20 protein-coding genes are annotated in these 22,067 nt (G+C 45.3%); 9 read left to right on the top strand and 11 right to left on the bottom strand.

From position 1 onward, the window contains the following. Positions 1-11: 11 nt before the first annotated feature. Positions 12-494, bottom strand: a complete 483-nt coding sequence (locus tag NC994_RS16025) for a VOC family protein (RefSeq protein WP_190439037.1) — start codon at positions 492-494, stop codon at positions 12-14. Positions 495-574: 80 nt separating this feature from the next. Between NC994_RS16025 and NC994_RS16020 the strand changes: the two genes are divergently transcribed. Continuing rightward, complete coding sequence (locus NC994_RS16020; protein WP_190429275.1) at positions 575-1,063, top strand: DUF4385 domain-containing protein; 489 nt, start codon at positions 575-577, stop codon at positions 1,061-1,063. Between the two features lie 150 nt (positions 1,064-1,213). After that, positions 1,214-2,119 carry a hypothetical protein gene (locus NC994_RS16015; RefSeq protein WP_190439034.1) on the top strand — a complete coding sequence of 302 codons (906 nt, stop codon included), beginning with the start codon at positions 1,214-1,216 and terminating at the stop codon, positions 2,117-2,119. Between the two features lie 185 nt (positions 2,120-2,304). Here the strand turns inward: NC994_RS16015 and NC994_RS16010 are convergent, their stop codons facing one another. After that, positions 2,305-3,333, bottom strand: coding sequence for a hypothetical protein (locus NC994_RS16010; protein WP_190439030.1), 1,029 nt, complete (start codon positions 3,331-3,333; stop codon positions 2,305-2,307). A gap of 294 nt (positions 3,334-3,627) precedes the next feature. Between NC994_RS16010 and NC994_RS16005 the strand changes: the two genes are divergently transcribed. Continuing rightward, on the top strand, positions 3,628-4,668 hold the full coding sequence (locus NC994_RS16005; protein ID WP_190439028.1) for a hypothetical protein: 1,041 nt from the start codon (positions 3,628-3,630) through the stop codon (positions 4,666-4,668). A 280-nt stretch (positions 4,669-4,948) separates the two neighbouring features. Next, positions 4,949-5,551 carry a hypothetical protein gene (locus NC994_RS16000; protein WP_190439025.1) on the top strand — a complete coding sequence of 201 codons (603 nt, stop codon included), beginning with the start codon at positions 4,949-4,951 and terminating at the stop codon, positions 5,549-5,551. 201 nt (positions 5,552-5,752) lie between these two features. On the opposite strand, the gene add is transcribed toward NC994_RS16000, so the two are convergent. Further along, positions 5,753-6,766 carry an adenosine deaminase gene (gene add / locus NC994_RS15995; protein WP_190439022.1) on the bottom strand — a complete coding sequence of 338 codons (1,014 nt, stop codon included), beginning with the start codon at positions 6,764-6,766 and terminating at the stop codon, positions 5,753-5,755. Between the two features lie 485 nt (positions 6,767-7,251). Here add and NC994_RS15990 point away from each other — a divergent pair, with 485 nt between their 5' ends. Then, on the top strand, positions 7,252-9,507 hold the full coding sequence (locus tag NC994_RS15990; RefSeq protein ID WP_190439019.1) for a Tex family protein: 2,256 nt from the start codon (positions 7,252-7,254) through the stop codon (positions 9,505-9,507). Positions 9,508-9,733: 226 nt separating this feature from the next. Here the strand turns inward: NC994_RS15990 and NC994_RS15985 are convergent, their stop codons facing one another. The 6 genes from NC994_RS15985 to NC994_RS15960 all read right to left on the bottom strand — a co-directional run bounded on the left by NC994_RS15985 (position 9,734) and on the right by NC994_RS15960 (position 16,794). Next, a complete protein-coding gene (locus NC994_RS15985) occupies positions 9,734-10,444 on the bottom strand; it encodes a class I SAM-dependent methyltransferase (protein ID WP_348225587.1) in 711 nt (236 codons plus the stop codon). Positions 10,445-10,778: 334 nt separating this feature from the next. Further along, complete coding sequence (locus NC994_RS15980; RefSeq protein ID WP_190439014.1) at positions 10,779-11,249, bottom strand: phosphate-starvation-inducible PsiE family protein; 471 nt, start codon at positions 11,247-11,249, stop codon at positions 10,779-10,781. A 125-nt stretch (positions 11,250-11,374) separates the two neighbouring features. Further along, entirely contained in the window at positions 11,375-12,232 is an 858-nt protein-coding gene (locus NC994_RS15975) for a nitrate ABC transporter ATP-binding protein (RefSeq protein ID WP_190439011.1), read from the bottom strand. 159 nt (positions 12,233-12,391) lie between these two features. Continuing rightward, positions 12,392-14,395 (bottom strand): nitrate ABC transporter ATP-binding protein, encoded by a 2,004-nt coding sequence (locus NC994_RS15970; RefSeq protein ID WP_190439008.1) that lies wholly within the window; start codon positions 14,393-14,395, stop codon positions 12,392-12,394. A 100-nt stretch (positions 14,396-14,495) separates the two neighbouring features. Continuing rightward, positions 14,496-15,332 (bottom strand): nitrate ABC transporter permease, encoded by an 837-nt coding sequence (ntrB, locus tag NC994_RS15965; RefSeq protein WP_190410101.1) that lies wholly within the window; start codon positions 15,330-15,332, stop codon positions 14,496-14,498. Between the two features lie 103 nt (positions 15,333-15,435). Next, positions 15,436-16,794: a CmpA/NrtA family ABC transporter substrate-binding protein gene (locus NC994_RS15960; protein ID WP_190439005.1), complete on the bottom strand. Its 1,359-nt coding sequence runs from the start codon at positions 16,792-16,794 to the stop codon at positions 15,436-15,438. A gap of 922 nt (positions 16,795-17,716) precedes the next feature. Between NC994_RS15960 and NC994_RS15955 the strand changes: the two genes are divergently transcribed. Further along, positions 17,717-18,241: a dihydrofolate reductase family protein gene (locus tag NC994_RS15955; RefSeq protein WP_190439004.1), complete on the top strand. Its 525-nt coding sequence runs from the start codon at positions 17,717-17,719 to the stop codon at positions 18,239-18,241. An 11-nt stretch (positions 18,242-18,252) separates the two neighbouring features. Here the strand turns inward: NC994_RS15955 and NC994_RS15950 are convergent, their stop codons facing one another. Next, positions 18,253-18,555 (bottom strand): hypothetical protein, encoded by a 303-nt coding sequence (locus NC994_RS15950; protein ID WP_190439002.1) that lies wholly within the window; start codon positions 18,553-18,555, stop codon positions 18,253-18,255. Between the two features lie 109 nt (positions 18,556-18,664). On the opposite strand from NC994_RS15950, the gene argJ reads away from it, so the two are divergent. The 3 genes from argJ (at position 18,665) to NC994_RS15935 (ending at position 21,043) form a co-directional block, all read left to right on the top strand. Further along, entirely contained in the window at positions 18,665-19,999 is a 1,335-nt protein-coding gene (argJ, locus tag NC994_RS15945) for a bifunctional ornithine acetyltransferase/N-acetylglutamate synthase (RefSeq protein WP_190439108.1), read from the top strand. 65 nt (positions 20,000-20,064) lie between these two features. Further along, positions 20,065-20,598: a hypothetical protein gene (locus NC994_RS15940; RefSeq protein ID WP_190439000.1), complete on the top strand. Its 534-nt coding sequence runs from the start codon at positions 20,065-20,067 to the stop codon at positions 20,596-20,598. A gap of 85 nt (positions 20,599-20,683) precedes the next feature. Continuing rightward, positions 20,684-21,043 (top strand): hypothetical protein, encoded by a 360-nt coding sequence (locus NC994_RS15935; protein ID WP_190410106.1) that lies wholly within the window; start codon positions 20,684-20,686, stop codon positions 21,041-21,043. A 207-nt stretch (positions 21,044-21,250) separates the two neighbouring features. On the opposite strand, the gene map is transcribed toward NC994_RS15935, so the two are convergent. Then, complete coding sequence (gene map, locus NC994_RS15930) at positions 21,251-22,012, bottom strand: type I methionyl aminopeptidase (protein WP_190438996.1); 762 nt, start codon at positions 22,010-22,012, stop codon at positions 21,251-21,253. Between the last annotated feature and the right edge of the window lie 55 nt (positions 22,013-22,067).

Here is a 22,067-nt window from a genome sequence, read left to right as displayed (position 1 = left end):
TGCACGCTCCACTAGATACTTTCCCTTTTAGTTTCTGCTGGATCGCAGCGAATTTCAATCAGGAATCCATCCGGGTCGTAAAAGTAAATGCCTCGTCCGGTGGGACGGCTGACAGGGCCATGATCGATGGGCACTTGATTTTGTTTTAGCACCTCGACCGCCCGCTCGAACAACTGCGGGTCGATGTCAAAGGCGAGGTGATTGACGCGGGTAAAAGCGCGATGCGGGTCATTGTCTGGGGGTGGCAAATCCGGCTCCCAAAACAAGTCGAGGACGGTACCATCGGGGGTGACGAAATTGGTAACTTTGCCTGATGCTACAAGCGATCGCAATGTGGTCGGCACTTCTTCACCCGTCAGTTCGTACAAACCCAGGATACCCCCGTAGAAGTGTCGGGAAGCTTGCAGATCGTGGACGTTCAAGGCAATGTGGTGGACTCGCCGCAGATCCCCTGTGGAAAGGGCAGTGTTGACGGATTGGGGGCTAGATAGCATGACAGAAAAGACTCCTTTCGTTACTTTCGATAGAAGCAAGACTTTTTTCTTTAAGTCTATTATTCAAAATAAAAATTATCATGCCCTTTGATTACACTTTAGATTTTAAGGCAATCGATTTTCGATCTTCTCCCGAACTTTATCGAGTGGGTAAGGGCGAGCAGGGGGTGCTTTTGGTAGAACCCTACAAATCAGAAATTCTTCCCTACTGGCGCTTTAAAACTCCAGAGATTGCCAGAGAATCGAGCGAAAAAATTTACCAGATGTTTCTGGATTACCTAGAACAAGATGATTTTGTTGGCGCAGATATGGCACGGAAGTTTTTACAAATGGGTTATACGCGATCGCGCAGATATGCCAATCATAAAAGCGGCAGAAAATTTAAGTCAAATCCTCAAAAAGAAACTTCTAAAGAAGCCCTGCTTCAAGCAAGGAAAGATATTTTACCCAATGAAGTAGATCCGGTGAAAGCTGAATCAGCCGCAATCTTTAAAGAGAAATGGATGCAAGCAAAGATAAATGAGAAATATTTACAGCTTTTAGCAAACCATAAACAGATGTACGAGTAAGGATGAAAGGAATAATCTTAGCAAATAGAATTCGCAGCTTCGCCAGCCTTCCTATGTCAGTTCAAATACTGACACATAATCAACTCAGAGTTTTCGGAAACGCTTTCTACATTGGTGTTGTATACAATTAGTTTACCGAGAACAATCAAAATGAGTAATAGCCGGAAATCAATTTTATTTTTTAGCTTATTTCTCACCCTTTTGGGAACAATCACCTCTGGGAAACACGTCCTAGCGATCGCCCAATCTTCAGAATCAACCCAGCGACTAACTGTATCACAGACATCACCCTCCAAATTGGCACAGCTTTCATCTACATGTACCTATGACGATAGAAAAACCGTAGAAACTGTGAAAGACAAAAAGGGTAAAGTGACACTGGTTGGTGAAACTTATGTCATCGTAACTGAAGGACAGGATGGTATAAGATATGCAACTTGTAATCTTCCTGATAGTTTCAAGGCAGAAGGAAAAGCAATTACATTCAGTGGTGAAGTAAAAGAAATCTATCCTAATGAACGTTGGGCAGCTACACCGTTAAAAATTACAGCGATCGCATCCAGCACCCCAACTTCAACCCCAACCCCAACCCCAGTTCAATCTATTCAAAGCCTATCGAATGGTAACTACACCTTTTGTAGTAAACCTCCCTCAGGCACCGGGAACCAACAGGGTGTAGATTTAGGCCATTGTTATGTATTTGGTAAGAAAGGAAATCGCCTAGTCGGAGACCTTTACGATACCAAAACTTTGGGCGAAGTAACCGCTTGTGTTAGCGGTGTAGTTAATAAGAGAACTGTTAGCGGCGAAGCGATAGAAATTGTCGGAGATATTGGTCGGCAAAATATACCGCCAAACTCATCAGGCACCCAGTTAGTTAATTGGGACAATCAGGGTTACTTGAAAGTTGCGAGAGCTACTGTAATTGGCAGGCTGAATAGCCCTGGCAGGAACAATGTCAGAAAAGTTCGCTATCGTTCTGCTTTGCTTAACTTAAATGGTTTTTATCGCCACAATCAACTGAAACAAGCACCTACAAACTGTTTAAAACGCTAAGAAAGGCAACCGCTAAAAGTAAGCGATCGCATTCTCAATAACAGTAGGTTAAACCCAACAACAAAGAAACCCAACCAATGCTTAATCGAGTTGGGTTTCTTTGCCGCATTCCAACTTAAATTTTGATTGATAGTAAAATTTTACTACCAATATTTATATCAAAAATCCTCAAATTGATAAATTTATTAATTCAACTTGTCTCCAGTTGAATGAGTATACTTCTGATATCCATTGTTTGTTGGATAATTATTTGTTGGATACAAAGCATTGGATTTGAATAATTGTCCCGATTGGATAATCGCAATAGCGATGGGTTCTAAAGCTTTTGTCCAGCTGTCTCTGATTCGCTGCTGCTCTTCCGGAGTGGGGTTGGTGCTTAACCGTTGAATTTCAGCCAGGACAATTGCTGGTAGTTGCTCGTAGAAACTCATTGCTAGTTCACTACCTACCTGATTCAACAACAGTTGCACTAAAGCAGAGCTGTTCATTACATCATTCGCAACACTACCCGTTGCACCAGTGGCAGTTGCACTAGCGGCAGTTGCACTAGCGGCAGGGGGCGGATTTAATTGGGGGATAGCATCAACGGGAGATACAGGGGTTTTAACTGGCTCAGCAGGACTTTGAAGCGTGTCCCTGGCATCTTCAATCGGAGGTTGAACAATCGCAGCGGGACTTTGAAGTGTGTCCCTGGCATCTTCAATCGGAGGTTGAACAATCGCAGCAGGACTTTGAAGCGTGTCGCTGCCATATTCAATAGGAATAGTAGGTTGAACAGCCACAGGACCTTTATGCGTATCCCAAGGGTCTTCAATCGTAGGGTGGACACCCGTAGCAGCGCCTTTAAGGCTGTCGATTGCACCTTCAATCGTAGGGTGAACACCCGCAGCAGCACCTTTTATTACTAAATCCGCAGCACCTTCAACAATCGCTTTAATACCCTCACCTACACTTTTACCAGTAAACGCCGCAGCAGCTGCACTGACTACAGCACCAAAGGTTGCTCCAGCTAAAGCAGCATTCGCGACACGCCTGCGGGTGCCTGTTGGCTGAACACCAGACTCTTCTGTAGCCGCGTCAGTCTCTTCGTTGGCTGCATCTGACGCAGCATCACCGCCATCTCCGCTAGTGTCTGCTGGAGGAACGCTGGACTGTGCCGGAATCCGGTCAGTATTTTCGTCATGCCGATCAAAAGGCTGATTGCTCTGTGTCATAATGCCCCGTCTCCTGCCTACCAAAACGGCTTAACGATCTGAAGTCACTGCTACTGCTAATTTAGCGATCGCACGTATAGACTTACACCGACCTCAAGGGAGACATCCTTAAATACCCAGCAAGGTATAGCCATATACGATGATTGGGATTCCATATCTACAACTACAGATGCAATAGGTGTTGAGTCATGTCTGCCTTTAGCTCAGTTAAATCCTTCTTGAGGCTCGTTAGAGTTGCAATAGATAACGAGCTACAGCAAAACGATATTTAGATGCTTGGGGGCAAAAGAGACAATGATGACTAATAATACGCCAAATTTCGAGAGACGTGACGAAAATGCTGGCTCTAGCGAGACAGCTCAACCTTATATTCGTACAGAAAGCACAACTCAACCTAGTGGAATAGCAAGAGCAGAAAACAGCCCTACGATTACATCTCAATCTGTTGCTCGGCAACAATCCACCGACATCAATGCTCGGCAACAACCCACCGACATCAATGCTCGGCAACAACCCACCGACATCAATGCTCGGCAACAATCTACCGACATCAATGCTCGGCAACAATCCGGCAGTATGAATGCTGGACAACAATCTAGCAGCATGAATCCAGCCTTATCTAGAGCGCTGATGGGAGGACTCATCGGTGCTACCTTAGGGACACTAGCCGGTCTGGTAGCTGGTAGGAGAACATCTGAGGGTGTGAAACACGCTGCCAAAGGTGTTGGCGATGCGACAAAGACTATTGCTGGCGGTGTTAACCAGACTGCAAAAGGTGTTGGCGAAGCAGCAAAGACTGTAGCTGGCGGTGTTGGTCAGACAGCCAAAGGTGTTGGCGAAGCGGTTAAGAGTGTAGCTGAAGGCGTTAACTACGCTGTAGTCGGCACATTACAAGATACCGCTGAAGGTGTTAGCCAGGCTGTAGTAGGTACATTGGACGTAGTAAAGGGTACAGCTTCAAATGCTAAGCAAGTTGTAGCAGGTGCCGCAGACCAGCTACAGGATAAAACTGAGGATGCCAAGCAATCTGCAATCAGTGGATTGGACGCAGTTCAGGATGCCGCTGAGGATATCAAGCCATCTTACGAGCAGAACGTCAAGGTAGCTAAAGAGCATCCGGTGAGCAGTACGCCGCAGGTCACGACAACTGCGAACATCGGCATGGAAAAGGACATGGATATGCAGACAGCATATATTTCCGGCCCAGATGAGGAAGATGTGGTTAATCGAAATAGGTTTTCAGAGACTGAAACCTCACTAGATCCTAATGCAACCTATCTCCAAGAAGGGGAAGCTTCTGGTTTCCAACGTTATGAAGATACTGCTGACATTTAGAAGCAAGTCTTGATGACTGCGAATGATTGATAGAAGGGTTAGGAGTTAGGAGTTAAGAGTTGGAAATTGATAACTCATAATTCATGACTCCTAACCTTTATCAATTGTCCCTGAAAAACAACCCTTGCAAATTAGAATAAAATTGTAATTAGTTGGGTTTGAACTAAGCGTTAGCAAAGGATATTTCCGCATTTGCTTAGGTTAAGAGAATATCGCTTTTTGCCTATTTAAGCAGGCGGCTATCATCAGTATCTATTTAAGTAGAAAGGAGACGATTTTTATGATTGATAATGACAAAGTTTTGGGTGAAGATGAAATATTTGTTGAACAAATCCCACACGAATATGATGCTCCTCCGGCAGATACAGGCATGAATAATGCCTTGACTAAAATAGCGATTGGAGCATTCATTGGTGCTACGGTGGGTGCGATAGCTGGGGCTATGGCGAATAAGGGTGCTGTTGATCGGGTAAACCAGACTGTAAGAAATGCAGGAAATGCAGTTAAAAATGCCGCTGACGGTGTTAACCAAACTGTAAGAAGCGTAGGTGATGGTGTAAAGAACGTAGCTGTCAGCGTTAACGACACAGTAATCGATGTAGGGGACAAAGTTAAGGGCGTCACCCAGGATGTTAATTACACCGTAAAAGATACCCTTAGCACAGTTAAAGGTACAGCGGAGAATGTTAACGAGACTGTGAAAGGTACAGTGGATGTACTCAAGGATGCAGCGGATAATGTTAACGAGAATGTCAGAGGTGCGGGAGAAGCATTGAAAGGTGCATCTGAGGATGCCACTCCATCTGAACCTCAGATTGTCAAGGGGCCTGATAAGCAGGTAAAGTACATTTTAGTGCCAGTAGAAACTGAAGGGAATGTTTGATAAACCAAACTTCGAGGAAGGGGAAGTTTAGGAACAAATACTTGAAGTGTTGCTTTTGCAACTGGACAAACTTTTGTCGCAAGAACAAATTTTAATTAGAAGCGATCGCTCTCTGGAAAAAAGAAGCGATCGCTTCTTTTTTTCTAATAAAAAGGGTAGATTGAGGCTTGACTTTTATTCAATTGTAGAAATCTTAAGAGATTAGGAATTGATTAAGGGCGGTGCCGTTTCAATTTTTCCAAGTAGCTCCATTTTTTCTGTGTCATCACACCAAGAAGATTTGATGGCATTTTTAATCAAATTTACAATATCATCCAAAGAAAACCCTAATTTTTCAACCAAAATTTTATATTCGTAAGCTAAACTCGAATTAAACATTTTTGGATCGTCAGTATTAACCGTTATCAGCAGTCCTTCCTCGTATAATTTTTTAATCGGGTGGAGTGAGATGTCAGCAACGACTCCTGTTCTCAGATTAGAGATAGGACACATCTCTATTGGGATTTGCTCTGACTTCAAAAAGGATACTAATTCTGGATCGTCTATCGCACGTACACCATGCCCAATACGATCCACTTTTAAGCTGCGAATGGCTCCCCAGATACTCTCAGAACCTGCTGCTTCACCCGCGTGGGCAGAAGTTTTAAATCCCAAGTTTCTCGCTTGCTCGTAAACCGCTTCGTAGGGTTCGGGAGGAAATGTTTGTTCCGAGCCACCGATGCCAATTCCCAAGACTCCAAGATTTTTTACCTCGTGAATCTGTTTTACCCAAGTCATTCCCTGTTCCGGTCCGAAATCTCGAATCAGGTCGGCTACTAAATTCACTGTAATTTTATCGGCATGAACATCCAAACCTTTGCGAATTGCTTCTGTGAGTTTCTGGGGTTCCAGTCCATGCCGAATAAAATCACCTGGAGAATAAAAAGCTTCCACATAAATAATATTTTGAGAAGCTAAATCCTCAGCAACTTTACTGGCAATCAATGTAAAATCTTCGTATTCTCGTAAAAAGTTGTTCTTCCAAACCCAGGTGTCAATAAAATGTTGAAAATCTTTGTATTGAAATTTTTGCTCCATCTGGGAGAATGAACCAACGGAAGAAACGGCATTATACTTTTCTATAAGTTGCCAAAGGGCTGTGAGGGGAATTGCTCCCTCCAGATGAAGATGAAGTTCAACTTTGGGTAATTGGTGCAGAGTATCATTTAGCAACATATTCTTAAAATGAAAAGTAATTTTTATCGGCGTCAGATGACGCAACTTTATCGCTCAAAAATCGCCAACTCTATTTATTAGAGTTACTTTGCCTAAAGGTTATTATCTTCCTCCAAGTGGTTCACCCGATTGGGTGAGAATATGGACGGTGAGAGTATGGACAGATAGCTCCCAGGTGAGAATATAGCGGGCAAGCTAGTTGAGTCCAATACAAACCTAACCCCCAGCTCCTTACCTAGTAGGAAAGGGGAGTAAGACTTAAATCAAAGCCTCTCTCCTGCTAGGACAGAGGTTTGGAGAGAGGTCAAAAATGTACTGCATCCAACTGAGAACAGCTATATCCCATTGATGTTCCTTGGCAGTAAGGGTGCCTCTACACACAATTAGTTTTCTGTCAATGTGGAAGCGATAAAAATAATTCGTGGATGGGTGTTTTAGGATGATCATCACAGAAGTGTCTGATTCGTAACTGCTGAACACATCCGATGCTGAACATTCCTCAACTACTGGCACAAGAGCTTTCTCTCAAACCTTCTCAGGTGCAAAGTGCGCTGGAACTTTTCGCCGAGGGGTCAACGATTCCCTTTATTGCTCGTTATCGGAAAGAGCGTACTGGCACAATGGACGAAATCCAGCTTCGCAACCTGTCGGAGCGATTTACCTACCTGACGGAGCTAGAAGAGCGCAAGGCGGCGATTCTGGAAGCGATCGCATCCCAAGGTAAACTGACCGATGAGCTGAAAGCTAAAATCGAATCCTCTGTGCAAAAAACCGAACTAGAGGATCTTTACCTACCCTACAAAACGAAGCGACGGACACGTGCCACCATCGCTAGGGAAAAAGGACTGGAACCCTTGGCAGAGTTTATCAAGTCGCTGAACAATCGCACTGCTCAGCCTGCATCTCTGGAGTCAGAGGCGGCAAAGTATATTTCTGAAGAAAAGGGAGTGAAGACGCTGGAGGAGGCGCTTAAAGGTGCTTCTGACATTCTGGCGGAGGCGGTGTCTGAAAAAGCTGAGGTGCGATCGCATCTACGCGACTATTTGATGAACGAAGGGGTATTCGTCTCGCGCATCAAAAACGATCATCCCGAAGGTTCCACCAAATTTGAGATGTACCGAAATTTCCAGGCTTCGGTAAAAAATATTGCGCCGCACAACTTGCTGGCACTGCTGCGAGGCGAGACGGAGGAAGTATTGAACTTAGAACTTTCCTTCGATGAAGAAGTTGTCCTGTCGTATTTGGAGTCGCAGGAAATCCAAACGAAAGTCCCAGCGGTGAGAGACTTTTATCGGGGAATGCTCAAAGATGCCTTCAACCGTTTGATGAAAGCTTCCCTGATTAGCGAAGTGCGTGCTGATAGAAAAGCTTATGCAGATGTCGAGTCGATTAAGACATTTGAAAGTAATTTGCGGGAGTTGCTGCTGTCGAGTCCAGCGGGATTGAAGCCAACGCTGGCAATCGATCCGGGATTTCGGACTGGCTGCAAAGTTGCCGTTCTTGATGAGACGGGGCAATTTTTAGAATACCAGGCTGTCTTTCCCCATCAAGCAGCCGAGCAGCGATTGAAGGCTGCCAGCACTATCAAGAAATTGATTGAAAAGTACAATATTCAACTGATAGCCATCGGTAATGGCACTGCCGGACGAGAGACGGATGAGTTCGTTGCAGAAATTCTCAAGACGATGGATCGCAAACCGATTAAAGTCATGGTGAATGAGTCGGGAGCATCGATTTATTCTGCGAGTGATGTCGCGATCGCAGAATTTCCCGATCTTGATATTACGGTTCGCGGTGCTATCAGCATCGGTCGTCGCTTGCAAGATCCCTTAGCCGAACTCGTCAAGATTGACCCCAAATCGATTGGCGTCGGACAGTACCAACACGATGTCGATCAAAAATTACTGAAAACGAAGCTAGATGATACGGTAGAAAGTTGCGTGAACTATGTCGGTGTGGATTTGAACACTGCCTCAAAAGAACTTTTGACCTTTGTTTCCGGGATGACACCAACGGTTGCCAAAAATATCATCACCTATCGCAACAAACAAGGTGCATTCAAAAACCGCCGGGAACTTCTGAAAGTACCAAAATTAGGACCAAAAGCCTTTGAACAGGCGGCTGGTTTCTTGCGGATTCGCGCTGGCGAAAATCCTTTAGATAATACAGCCGTGCATCCTGAGAGTTATGGGGTTGTACAAGCGATCGCTAAAGATTTAAATGTGCCGTTGGAGCAAATTACGCAAGTTGCAGAAAAACTTAAGTCAACCAACTTGAAGAAATACGTCACTGATACCATCGGCGAACCGACGCTGCGCGATATTATCAGCGAACTAGAAAAGCCGGGAAGAGATCCCCGCGCCGAGTTTAAATATGCCACTTTTAAAGAAGGAGTCAAAGAAATAAGGGATCTCCAAATTGGCATGGAACTGGAAGGGATTGTGACAAATGTTGCTAACTTTGGCGCGTTTGTCGATATTGGCGTTCACCAAGATGGTTTGGTGCATATTTCGCAACTCTCTGACCGATTTGTAGACGATCCAAAACAAATTGTCAAAGTCGGACAAGTTGTGAAAGTGCGAGTTCTAGAAGTCAACGAGCAGTTGAAACGCATTAGTTTGTCAATGAAATCAGCAGGCGAAGCGAGTGGCGGAAGTAGTGTGAAAAAAACAAGCGATCGCATGCAACAAAAATCACCTACACCGAACGACTTAAAAACAAAGTTGGGTAGAAAATCGTAAGCTTGCAACTTCCTAGCTCGATCCCCCAACCCCCCTTAAAAAGGGGGGCTAAAATTCTTAAGACTTTGGCAATATTGGGTAATCTGTAAATAAAAAAATACTTTTTTATTTACAGATTCTGATTTTTATCAAGTTTTTTTTAGTTTAGAAATGAAAAATATTGGTCTTAGCTTCCCTTAAAAAGGGGGGTTGGGGTGCTCAAATATAGCAGCAGCCCAAAATTATCTTATCCCTTCAGCTTTTGAAAAACCATCAAATGCTGCTGAGGTAAAAAGCTTTTTGTTTCCAACCATTGCAAACCCACTGCTGCCATTTCTTTACGCACTTGCTTTTGAGTCATTTTGTGCAGCGCTTTGATCAGAATAAACGGATTTTCACCGCGATACTCAACTAAAACTACACGTCCACCTGGTTTAAGCGCCTTCACAAGTGCTTCCATCACTTCTCTGGGATACTCAAATTCGTGATAAGCATCCACCATTAACGCCAAATCGACACTTGCTGTCGGCAGATTTGGGTCTTTAATTGTGGCTAAAATTGGCTCAACATTCGTAATATTTCCCTCTTTTTTCATAAAATTAATCATGTCGAGCATCTCCGGCTGAACATCCACCGCCAGCACCTTCCCTTGTGACACGAGGGGAGCAATGCGAAAGCTCATGTATCCCGTCCCGGCTCCGATATCTGCCACAATATCAGTAGGTTTCAAGTCAAGGGCATTCACCACTTTAGAAGGTCGCTCTTCAGCTTCTCGACTCGGTCGTTCCAGCCAAAATGCTCCCTCATGTCCCATCACTTTAGCAATTTCTCGACCCATGTAAAACTTGCCAATGCCTTCTGAGCTGTGGTTGCTCCGTTCCTGATAAATCGCGTTATCAGAAGCTATTGTATTTGTTAGTCCCGTGTCAGCAGGATTAAGCAAGAAACCGCCTATCATTACCAAAATAATCACTGCTACACGTAATTTTTTCAAAATTTCCATCCTTGGTTTACCTAAATATGTCTCTGCTTTGTGCCCCAAAGCTCAACTTAGCACTCAGACAGTCAAGAGCATATCATCCGATTCCTTAAAATCTTCGGAATTCCCGAAGAAACGGCTATATGAAGAATCGGATGTATTAGGAAGTAGCTGGTGATGCGATCGCGGCATCGACTAATGGGCTAATCCCACTCGGAGATTCTCAAAGCACCGCTGGACGCCCATTTAAGTTGAAATTTCATCATTAAGTGCGCTTCGATCTGCCAGTGCGAGTGTCAGTCCTCAACCTGCCTTATTCGTTATGCTGTTTGGCATTCATGTGACGAATAATCCAATAACTAATTGAAAGAGATAATAGGGCAATTCCCAACCCAATTATGTCAACCCCTGATGTTTTTTCCAAGTCTAGAATAATAATTTTTCTGGCAACAGCGATTATAGAAGTAACAATAACTAATTCAACTTGAATAACGTGTTTTTTTAGATATGCAGTGATATTTTCTAATATTTCAAGAGCAATCAAAACATTCAAAAACAATCCAAATATTTTGAATAATGTTTTAGTAAAAGGCTCATCTGGTTTACCAATCAGCGTTTGTACCAAAGACAAGCCTAGATTCCAAATTGCTAACAAGATAACTAATATCATAGCAATTGAAAGAATTTTGGAAACTATACCCTCTATATTTTCTAGCTGGTGCAAAAAGTTTTCATCTCTGAAAGCTGCTCTGATTTGTTTTGTTAACTTTTTGCCTATCCGCATTTTGCTAGTCTCTTTTTATAGATACACCATTGAGATTGTTTGAAAAGCGTTAGTATTTTTTATGATTAACGCGCTAAAAGGCAAAAGGAAAAAAAGGAGCGTTATTTTTCCTTTTGCCTGTTGCTTTATTCGTCGTGGGCGAAGCGATTGTAGAGAAAATCTAGAGCGTGATTCCGGAGTTTGTAGTATTGCGGATCTTCCATAATGCGGGCGCGATCGCGCGGACGCGGAAAAGGTATTTCCATTACCTCACCAATTTTAGCGTGAGGCCCATTCGTCATCATCACCAATCGATCTGCTAGAAATAGAGCCTCATCAATATCGTGAGTGATCATCAACACCGTCGCCCGGTTGTCGTTCCAAATTTTTAGCAGTTCTTCCTGTAATTCTTCCTTAGTAATTGCATCCAACGCCCCAAAAGGCTCATCCAAAATCAATACTTGGGGGCGAATCGCCAATGCACGGGCAATACTTACCCGCTGTTTCATCCCGCCTGATAGTTGAGGTGGCTTTTTGTCAGCAGCTTCTGTGAGTCCTACCATTGCTAGATGATCTCGCACTATTGCCCTTTTTTCAGCTTCCGGCTTATTAGGATAAACTGCGTTAACCGCCAGGTAAATGTTTTCAAACGCAGTCCGCCAAGGTAACAAAGCGTAATTCTGGAATACTACCATGCGGTCTGGCCCTGGCTGGGTGATGCGCTTCGAGCCAACCCGCACCTCGCCACTGCTGGGCGTATTGAAACCCGACACCATGTTGAGCAGTGTCGATTTACCACAGCCAGAGTGACCGATGAGGCAGATAAACTCGCCTTGCTGTACGGTAAGGTTAACGTCTTCCAGCACCGTGTAAGGACCTTTTGGTGTTGGATAAACTTTGGATACGTTCTCAATCACCAAAAACGGTGAACTAGGGGATTTTTGAGTGTTGAGTGTTGAGTTTTGAGTTAAAGAATTTGAGGTTTGAAAGTTAAAAGCTTGCATGGCTGTAGAAGGAGTAAATAAACTGTGGGAGCAAAACTAGGGGATTTCTAATCGCGGCTACACAGGCAAAACTCTACAAAAGTGGGTTTCAAATTCAATCCACGCAGGCGGACAAGAGTTTGTATAGCCGCGAATGACCTTCGCTGGGGTTTCTATTAATTAAGCTGCCGTCTTTGTCCTGGAATCGATGACAACTTCCGCAACTGAAAAGTCCTGCTTAATTGCCAGACTGTTGAGGTAGGAAATTGGGTCATCGGCGTTAAACGGAGTGCCGTCAAAAAGTTGAATTGCGCCGCGAGTGTAACTAATGTCAAGACCCAGTTCTCGCGCTGCTGTACTGAACGCACCAACTCGACAGACTCGTTCCAGGATTTCTACCCAATTTCTGGGGAAAGGAGTATCGCCCCAACGCGCTAGCTGTGTCATAATCCAAAGTTGCTCAGTACGACTGGGACGGTTGACACCACCTTCACCGTAAAACTGGTGATGGGCATACTCGCGCATGGGATGCTCTAAGCTACAGGCAGAGTAGTTTGGTTCTCCCATCTGGATGTAAGCCAAATCGGTGCTTACATACTCCCGTCGCGCCAAAATCTCCCGAATTTCTTGGGCATTAGCCATATCTGCACAGTATTTGCAAGCCTCTAAGAGAGCTTTAACTAAGGCAATGTGGGTGTTCGGATAAGCTGCTGCCCAGTCTTCCCGCACTCCTAGAACTTTGCCTGGGTGTCCCAGCCAAATTTCTAAGTCTGTCGCAATAGTAAAGCCAATTTCTTCCTCGGCGGCGCGGAGGTTCCAAGGTTCCCCGACGCAGTAACCGTCAATCGTTCCGGCTTGCAAATCTACCACCATTTGAGCGGGAGGGATGGTCTTCAGGGATACGTCGCGGTCAGGGTCAATGCCACCAGCTGCCAGCCAATAACGCAGCAGCAAATTGTGCATGGAACTGGGATGCACCATTCCCATCCGGTGCTGACGATCGGGGGTGCGACGCAGGTAATCTTTAAAATCAGATAAGGTGTACACGCCTTCCTCGTAGAAGTGCTTGGCAAGGGTGATGGCGTTGCCGTTGCGGGTCATGGTCAGGGAGGTGACGACCGGAACGGAGCGGTTTTCATGACCTCCCAGAGTTAACCAGAGAGGCATTCCGGAGGGCATCTGGGCGGCATCTAAATATCCGCCAGTCATGCCGTCGGTGATTCCCCGCCAGCTGGTTTCACGCATCAGGTTGACTTCATCAAGTCCATGCTTGGTAAAGAAACCTTTTTCTTTAGCGACAGCTAGAGGCGCACAAGCGGTTAGCGGTAAGAAGCCAATATCGAGATTAACTTTTTCTAGACCATGACGAGCGATCGCGGTCGTCTTCCTCGCCCGAATTTTCTTAATCCGTTTCTGCTGATTGAGGAAGTAAATCATCTCACTTCGCAAGCTGTAGTAGCTGGGATGTTCTACTACTTCCATCCGCTTCCGGGGTCGGGGAATATCAACTTCCAGAATTTGACCGATTTTGGATTCTGGCCCATTGGTCAGCATTACAATTCGGTCAGATAACAGCACCGCTTCATCGACATCGTGAGTCACCATGACGGCGGTAACTTGGTTTTCTTCGCAAATTTTCATCAGCTGTTCTTGCAAGTTACCCCGCGTCAGTGCATCTAATGCACCAAACGGTTCATCTAGTAGCAGTAACTTGGGCCGAATAGCAAGGGCGCGTGCGATCGCTACCCTTTGTTTCATTCCACCCGATAATTGAGCGGGTGGTTTATCGGCAGCATGACGCAACCCTACCATATCGATATGCTGCTCAACGATTGCTTTGCGTTCCCCGGCTGGCAAATCTTTCATCACCGAGTTTACAGCTAACGCAATATTTTCCCGTACTGTGCGCCAAGGCAATAGCGAATAATTTTGGAATACTACCATCCGGTCAGGGCCAGGTTTAGTAATGCGTTGCCCTTCCAGCGTCACTACACCTTCAGTTGGCAAATCCAAACCCGCCACCATGTTTAACAAAGTGGATTTACCACAACCGGAGTGTCCAATCAGAGAGACAAATTCTCCCTTTTTTATCTGGAGGTCAATTCCTTTGAGGGCGACATAGGTGCCACCTCCGGTTAACGAAAAAACTTTATCAATTTGGTCAACGGCAACAAAAACGCTCATGGTAGTTGGTGATTGGTAATTGGTAATTGGTGATGACTAACGGGTGATTGGTAGTAGGTAATAGGTAGTAAGTAGGCGCTTTTTACCCATTACCCAGTCCCTACTTCTGTCCTTCGGGTAAAATCCGCGTTTCGATCCAACCCATCGCTTTATCTAGCAGCAGACCAACAACACCGATGTAGATTAAAGCCAAGATAACTTCGCTAACTGCGTTATTCTGATAAGCTTCCCAGATAAAGAAGCCAATCCCGACAATCCCGGACATCACAATTTCTGCTGCGATAATTGCCAACCAAGCCAAACCGATTGCAATTCTCAAACCTGTGAAAATGTAGGGTAAAGCAGCAGGAATGAGAATATTGAAGAAGTATTCTTTCCGTGAAAGCTGCAAAACTTTGGCGACGTTGTTGTAATCTTGGGGGATTTGCTTCACTCCTACCGCTGTATTAATCAAGATAGGCCAAATAGCGGTGATAAAAATTACGAAAAGGGCGGCTGGTTCGTTTTGGCGCAATGCTGCCAAAGAAATTGGCACCCAAGCTAGAGGCGGTACGGTTCGCAATAACTGGAAGATGGGATCTAAAGCTTTGGACATCATTTTATTTGTACCAATCAAGATGCCCAAGGCAATACCAATAATCGCTGCTAAGGAGTAACTAATAGCGACTCGTTGTAAACTAGCGAGAATCTGCCAAAACAAACCTTTGTCCGTACCGCCTCGGTCATAAAAAGGCCAGAAAATTAGTATCCAAGTATCTTTGACAACCTGTATTGGCCCTGGTAGCGTTGCACCTGGAGTCCAAGAAAACAGCTGCCACGCGCCGAGGAAGATAGCGATCGCAATAATTGGCGGTATCAGGTCAGGAAATTGTTTGTTCAGACGGGATAACCAGGTGTTCTGGGAAGCAGTTGCAGGGCGTCTTTGTAGCGTTGTCATGGACAGGGTTCTCCTAAACTTTACTAATTGACTAAGGGGTTGTTGGTCTATTGGTTGCTGTCTGTTGTCCGTTATTTGTTATCAACTAACTGCTGACAACCGACTAAGCTTTCACCTTTTTGATTTTCAGTTGTTGCAGGTAAGCTGTGGGATTCTCTGGGTCAAACTTGACACCATCAAAAAATTCTTCAACGCCACGAGACGTACTTGTAGGAATGTCGGCAGCAGAAATTCCGGCTTCTTTGGCAGCTTCTCGCCAAATGTCTTCCCGATTGACTTTATCAATAAGGGCTTTAGCATTTGTCAATGCAGATTCAGGCAAAAATCCCCAGCGGACGCTTTCTGTGATAAACCAAAGATCGTGGCTCTTATAAGGATAAGAAACACTTCCTTTTTCATCTTTCCAGTAAAGAGATGCCATTGATTTATCATCAATGACACGACCATCGCCCATGTCATATTTCCCCTGAAATGGTTCGGCTAAAATTTCGGATGGAAGATTAAAATAATTTCGTTCGCCAAGGATTTCAGCGGCTTCTTTCCGGTTGTCAAAATTATCTAACCACTGCTGTGCTTCCATCAGACCTTTCAAAAGTGCTTTGGTAGCTTTGGGATTCTTGTCAACCCACTCTGCTTTCATAGCAAAGTATTCTTCTGGGTGGCACTTCCAAATTTCCGCTGTCAATGCTGAAATGAAGCCAATCTTATCTTTAACAATTCGATAAGGCCAGGGGTCGCCTGTACTGAAAGCATCCATCGTTCCCGTCTTCATATTGGCAACAGTTTGAGCAGAGGGTACGGGAATTAATTTAACTTCCGTATCTGGATCGATGCCGTTTCCTGCTAACCAGTAGCGAATCCAGAAATCCTGATTAACTTGTGAAAAAGTATAAGCAGCGGTAAAAGGAGTTTTTGCGGATTTTAGGCCGTCAAAAAATGCCGTCGCTTTGTCCATTTTTAACTCAAGACCTTTTCCGAGATGCTTGCTAGCAATCGCGATTCCATTTCCATGAGTAATCAACTGAGCCAGCACGTACATGGGAATTTTCTGATTACCTTTGGTGATTAAGCCTTCAGTAATGAGATGCGGCATTGGCATCTGATATTGACCACCATCAACGCCGCCACCCGCTGAACCTATTTCGGTGTTATCCCGCATAGAACCCCAGGAAGCTTGCTTGGAAAGCTCAACTCCAGTCATGCCATACTTGGCAAAGAAGCCTTTTTCTTGAGCAATAATAAAAGGAGCCGCTTCTACAATTGGGATATATCCTAGTTTTACTTTGGTGGTTTCCGGAGCCTGGTCTGGGCTAATGTTAGCGGCAGGCGTTGTCTGTGCTTGCGTTCTGTTGCTGAATTCTGGGGGATTTCCTAAACAGCCTTTGAGCAATAAAGACCCCATTGCGGATGCTCCAGCAGTTAGGATAAATTTGCGGCGTGAAAGTTTAGAAAATTCGCTCATAAAGTCTCCTTCCTACAATCTGGTTTAGTATTTTGAACGGAAGAGCTATCTTAATTAAAAGAACGCTTTTTGAACGCAAAAGCCATGCCAATTAGAGGCATAACAAACCGATTTCCTAGAAGGGTCAAAGGTTTAATGCACTAAAATTGACGGTTGTTTGCTACAACCAAGTCGCGAACCTAGTGATAGATTTACGACAATTAGCTTTTGAAAAATTTGCTGAGGTTGGTCGCGCTAGCTTCTTTGCGTCAGGTAACGCTGCTTTTCCTCTGCGTTAAAGGTAAATATATCACCTTGATTAGTGAGCGCCTAGCTAAAAAGCGTTACTTATCAGTGGAATCTTCAATGGTATTTATAAATTTTTTCTTTAGATTAGACGCCATAATCAGCTAAACCAATAGGCTGATTAACGGGTGATTATCTAAACTCCTGAATTTGAGCTAAAACCTAATTCAAGGCAGCGCGATCGCTCAAATTGCATACATCAGGCAGACTTGTTAATGAAAAATCCAATGGTAATCATAGAAATTTCCTTGGATGTCATCGCTCGACCGAATAAACAGCCTAATTAAGTTTTGCTTATTTAACCGATTTAATCAGGGTTATCAAATTTCCTCAACTTGAGGCGATCGCTGATGCTGAATGCATTGATCCCTCTAGCCTATCGGGAGAGCTAAAGTCATCTTCTATTTCCGCCTAATGCAGCAGACAGACTGGTGATTTTGGTAGATTACAATGTGAAGCGAGCAGCCAGTTTTTGGTTGGGTTTCGCTCCCACACAAGCCTAACGAACGGCTTTTCAAAGGTTTCAAGAGTTTTGGAGAGTCTTGCAGCTCGAAACCTCACCCCCAACTCTCTCTTTGCTTGCAGGGAAGAGCCGGGGTGGGGTAAAACTGGACTGCATCCAAACCAGAATTGCTGTATGCGAAAACTAAAATATTACGTAGGTTGTACCATTGATGGGTTTATTGCCCACGAAGACCACACAATTGATGGTTTTCCTTCGGAAGGCGAACACATAACCGATTATCTCGAATCGCTCAAGCAGTTTGATGTTGTTTTAATGGGACGCAGGACATACGAGTTCGGACTGAAGCTCAGCGTGACTAATCCTTATCCAGCGATGAAGCAGTACGTTTTCTCGCGGACGATGAAGGAAAGCCCCGATGAGAATGTTGAACTCGTTTCGGACAATATTACTGAATTGGTCAGGAAATTGAAAAATGAAACCGGCAAAGACATCTACCTTTGCGGTGGCGCGGATTTAGCGACAATGCTTCTTGGCGAAAACTTGATTGACGAGATCATCCTGAAGTTGAGTCCGGTACTATTCGGTTCGGGCATTCCACTTTTTTCTGGAGTCATCAAGCAAACCGCTTTAGAACTCACGGACAGCAAAATCTATGCAACTGGTGTCTTATTGCTTCATTATCGGGTGAAGAATTGAAGTATTAAGGCTTACAGATTAGAGGATATTAAGGTCAAGCGATCGCTTCTGAACTTCCGCTTGCTTGAGATAAGATGCTCCTCGCCTGATGGACGATTAGTTCTTACAAGCCTAAAAGACTCACCACCATTTTTAGCAATCCGATCCGCGAAAACCTGTGCCAGTCGCAAACTTCCGAAACCCGACAGCGCTGCTGGGGACGCGATCGCTTCTTCCCAATCGCTCGCGTAGAACGGGAGTGAACTGTAGAGAACATCCACAACGCGAACTGACTTTTTGGGCGCTAGGCTAACGCCTCGCTTTGCTGTTTTCATGCCCAAAGGGCTGTACGCGATCGCATCCAATTTAATTTATGACTCAGTAACACTCACCGCAGCCCTGAGAATTGCTAAAATTTGCATCATTTATCTTTCAGGGGGAGTGATGACAAACTGGCAAATCATTAGTGGTGGAGTAACGGCTCCTAGAGGGTATCGGGCGGCTGGAATCGCCGCCGGACTAAAGCCTTCAGGCTTACCGGATTTAGCGCTAATTTATTCAGAGGTAGAAGCGATCGCAGCAGGCGTCTTCACCACCAGTCAAGTACGCGCTGCCTGTGTCGATTATTGCCGTCAGCACCTCTCTACCAAACACAGCGCCCACGCAATTCTCTGCAACGCTGGGCAAGCCAACGCCGCCACGGGTTCCCAAGGTTGGATTGACGCGATTGAAAGCGCTCAGATGTTGGCTCAAATACTGAATATCTCCTCTGACTCTATCTTGTTGGCATCTACGGGCGTCATTGGGCAACGAATTAAGATGGATGCCCTGCGAGATGGGATTCCTAAATTGGTCGCCGCCGCTTCTGAAACCGGCGGCGATGCAGCAGCACAAGCGATCGTCACTACCGATTTAGTGACGAAATCAATTGCGTTAGAGACCACTTTTGGCGATCGCCCGGTGCGAATCGGCGGTATGGCAAAGGGATCTGGGATGATTCATCCCAACATGGCGACGATGCTAGCTTTTGTCACTTGCGATGCGGCGGTTGCTCCTTCTCTCTGGCAAAAAATGGTAAGTCGAGCCGCTGACCAAAGTTTCAACCAAATTACCGTAGATGGCGATACCAGTACCAACGATACGCTGATCGCCTTAGCAAATGGGGAATCTCGCACCCCAGCGATTACCGAGATGGGACCAGACGCCGAGAAATTAGAGGCGATGCTGACTGAAGTTTGCCAATATTTAGCGAAAGCGATCGCCCGTGATGGCGAAGGGGCTACCTGCTTAATTGAAGTGCAAGTTACCGGCGCATCTGATGAAAAAGCTGCCCGTCAGGTTGCCAAAACCGTTGTCGGTTCATCCTTAGTCAAGTCAGCCGTGTTTGGGCGCGATCCCAACTGGGGACGAATTGCCGCAGCGGCGGGTCGTTCCGGAGTGCTATTCGATCAAGAACATCTCCACATTCAGCTAGGGGACTTCTTATTGATGGAAAATGGTCAACCGTTGCCCTTCGATCGGGCGGCGGCGAGTGCTTATTTAAAACAAGCGGCGTCGGCGTCGGCAAAAGAGGTTCTCAGCACTGATTCCAGCAATGACTTAATGCAAGTAGAGTCGGGTGAACCTGTTGCGTTTAGTCGTCCTGCATCGCCGACTGATTTTAAAGATCAGACCGTTGCGATCGCGCTGAGCATCGGGAATGGTTCGGGTTCTGGTGTCGCCTGGGGCTGCGACTTGAGTTATGACTATGTGAAGATTAACGCTGAGTACACAACCTGAATTTTGAATAATTTGGCTGATCTGTTCTAGGTGCCATACTGCGGACTCTCGCAAAGGTTAATAGGATGAAAACTGAAACAACCAAAAATATCATCAAATTTCAATCCTATAAGTTTGCCTTTGAGCGCATGGAAGAGGCAATTCAAAAAGAGTTTTTCCTGGAATCAATTATGATTGCGGAAAGCATCATTTCAGATCGGCTTCTCAGTTACTTAGTTGTTAGACTGAAAGAATCCGGTGAAACTCATCAGTTTACAAATAAAGAAACTTTCCTAGGAAGATTGATTCAGGAATGGAAAAGACGGGATGAGAAAGTTCCGTATAAAACTAGGGAAGATTTGATTGATGCTGTGAGGCTCTGGAGCTACGACCGGAATGAATGCGCTCATGGTCTTGTGAAATCTCGACCGGGCGACCCGACTACATCGGTAGAAGAGTTTACCAAAAAAGCTTCTAACTGTGCAGTCAATGGGAAACAGCTAGCCCGTGATATCTGTAGCTGGACGCAAAGCAAAAAATCAAAAATTAGAAAGACGAAAGTCCAAGCGCCTGAATCAATCGATACACCCACACAGCCTGCTTGTTCTGATTTAATTTAGGGCGATCGCTTGGTGAAAGCGATCGCTGAGTGCCCCATGAAATTACCAACACACGCATTGTCCTCCCTAGGAGGATCGATAATGTATGTTCAGAAAAATGGAGTTGCTTTGCCTTGCCATCATGTTGGGAATCGCCTTGCTGCCCAAACAAACACTGGCGCAAGAGTCATCTTACTTAGAATCGCGGATTTCTAGATTGGAATCCGAAACTTATCAATTGCGATCGCAAATAAATCAGCTACAGTCGCAGTTACAAGGACAGAACCAGTCCCCCTCTGGAAGAACCGGCTCAACAAAACCAGCGCCTCCTATCGCCCCTAGAGGCAATCGACCAGCCTCAGCAGACCCCATGTTTGACCGCCTAGCCACTCTGGTAATCGAACTCAAGCAGCGTATCAACAAACTAGAAGCACAAGTTGCTGAATTACAAAAACAACGCCGTTGAAACTCCCCACGGCTATAAGCCGGGGGATGCTTTCACCTCAGGGATTTCCATGAATTTATCCTCCCAAAGGTACTGCGGCGAAGAATTGGGTAGAAGCCAAACAATTTTAGATTTTTTAACTAAAACCTGGTGCATCTACGCTCCTGATAAATTCCCAGCAATTTCTCGATCCCGACAAAGCAACCTTTGATCGGGGAACCGCTAATCTTAAGCTTGGGTAAGGATTTCGACGCCTTCCTCAGTAACAGCCACCGTATGCTCAAACTGAGCGGAGAGCTTGCGATCGAGTGTGACAGCCGTCCACCCATCGTCGAGAAGCTCGACTTCCCAAGTTCCCTCATTAATCATCGGTTCAATCGTAAAAACCATGCCTGGTCTCAGACGCTTCCCGGTTCCGCGTCTACCATAATGGAGGATCTCTGGTGCAGTATGGAAAATGCGGTGAACACCGTGTCCCGCGAAGTTCCGCACCACAGAAAAACCTTCTCCTTCAGCGTACGCTTGAATCGCTGCCCCAATATCGCCAATCCGCGCCCCCGGCTTGACTTCAGCAATTCCTCTGTTTAGGCACTCCAGCGTCACCTCAACCAACTTTTTCGCGATGGGTGAGGGCTTCCCGACAAAAAACGTCTTAGAGGTATCGCCGTGGTAGCCATCCACCAGCGGCGTCACATCAATGTTAATGATGTCTCCTTCTTTGAGAACCTGTTTAGCGCTGGGGATGCCGTGACAGACCACTTCGTTGATACTGGTGCAAAGAGACTTGGGAAATCCCTTGTAGCCCAGCGGGGCGCTTTTCGCTTTGTGAGCCAAAGTCCAGCGTTCGGCTTCATCGTTGATTTCTAGGGTACTGACTCCTGGCTTGACCATCGGTTCTAGATGGTTGAGGAGTTCAGCCGCCAAGCGTCCAGCCTGGCGCATTTTATCTAACTCCCGGTTTGACAACAGCTCAATTGTTTCGCTTTTCATCTGTAATATATTTCCTTGATTTTCTAGTGGCGATTAGCTGCTTGTGAGGCAAGAG

Origin of the sequence: Trichocoleus sp. AS-A1, from assembly GCF_039962015.1 — a bacterium.
Taxonomy (GTDB): domain Bacteria; phylum Cyanobacteriota; class Cyanobacteriia; order Cyanobacteriales; family FACHB-T130; genus FACHB-T130.
Note: the sequence above shows the minus strand (reverse complement) of the source record. Positions and strands in the feature narration are given on the sequence as shown.